Origin of the sequence: Roseburia sp. TF10-5, from assembly GCF_003462365.1 — a bacterium.
Taxonomy (GTDB): Bacteria; Bacillota; Clostridia; order Lachnospirales; family Lachnospiraceae; genus Roseburia; species Roseburia faecis.
Genome location: NZ_QTYW01000046.1, coordinates 1 through 1,527 on the forward strand (window position 1 = coordinate 1; position 1,527 = coordinate 1,527).

General features: G+C 40.7%; 1 protein-coding gene. It reads right to left on the reverse strand.

What is annotated here, in order from left to right:
- Positions 1–258 precede the first annotated feature (258 nt).
- On the reverse strand, positions 259–1,527 hold a 1,269-nt coding region (locus tag DXD06_RS16890; RefSeq protein WP_117833212.1), incomplete at its 5' end, for an IS30 family transposase.

Below are 1,527 nucleotides of genomic sequence, written 5' to 3' on the forward strand. Positions count from 1 at the left end.
GCTGACTTGAAAAAGTAAATTCCAGTGCAAGAGTAAATTCCATCGGCTTTTAAATTTTGCTGGTTTTGCAGGAGTTTTTTTAACAAAATCTCTTGCTTTCTGTTATAATTAAGCTAGCTTATCGAAATTTTGTTGTTTTTATGGCATGAAAAACAGGCTACTGGAATTCGGTGTGTCAGACTAAATTCCACCAGCCACATTTAAAAAATGTGAAATGTTTACTTCCAGTCTGACAGCAGATTTCGATCAGTTAATTAGTTACTTCTTAAAGCATATCAGCTTAGGCGTTAAATTGACTTCATCTGGTGAAATCGGCTTGAGCTGAAAGGCTTTAAGAACATCTTCTCCAAGTGTTTCCAGGGCAGCATCATACGGCGTTTTGCCGTCAAGGCTTTCTCTTGGGGTAGAGTTTATGTGATTCACAATAAGATTGACATCCCATTGGGTTAGAAATTCAAAGGATGTTCCTTTAGGCAATATCATGCGGAGCATGGTATGCGCCTGTTCGATGGTTCCTTTTTGTCCGCTACGCATTGGATCACAGTAATAAATGCTGCTTCTTTGTATGCCGGTAATTCCAGTTTCTAATTCTTCTGGGTTCCCAAATTCAGAGCCACGGTCGGTTAAGATATTTTCAAAAACAGATGTAAATTCATACGTTCCCATACGTTTTTCCAAACGGTCAAATACAGCACGGACGGCACCTTTTGTGCACCGGTTAATAAGAAATGCAAGAAACAGTTTTTCCTCTGTAAAGATCATGGTTAACAGCGTTTTCTGGGAGTCCCTTGATGACTTTACTGTGTCCATTTGTACATAAGAATTTAATTCCAAAGAACAGAAGTCTGCATAGGTTCTGTTGGTAAATACTTCGCGGTCTTTGATCTGTGTTTTGTGGCACTTTCTTGGTTTGAATTTTGCCTGCCTTTTCAGATCCACATTTCTGGCTGTGAACAGTCCCTTATCGATGTATGTGTACATGGAGCGGACAGACATATCCAGTTCCGGATGATTGATCAGGATCTGATAGGGTGACTGTCCCTGTGCGATCAACGGAGTAACAATCTGGTCTTTTTGGTGCAGCTGATGCCGGGTCATATTTATTCCGGCACGGGAACTACTTAATAATTCGCGGTACTTACGGTCGGCAAAACGGGCATCATAGCGGTATTTATGGGCAATGGTACAATGATTGATTTTCATTGGACAGCCATTACATACATAAGGCGCCTTATCAAGTCTGCAGCACCGTTCCTTTTCGAAATCCTTACAGGTTTGGTTGCAGGTTGGACAGGATGTACATTTAATACCGCAGAGCATGATTTTTCCACAGGCATTTGTTTTTTTACAGTGATAGCGGTGTACACAAAAGTTTTTGGCATTGTAGAAAGTTCCTTTGTGGTACCAGTCAGAAAGGCGTCGTGATTTAACCTCTTTTGAGATGGTTGTAGGATCTTTACAAAGGAATGCCGCAATGTCTTTAAAAGTCACACCTTTGGATAATTCGTTTTCGATGTAGATACGGTC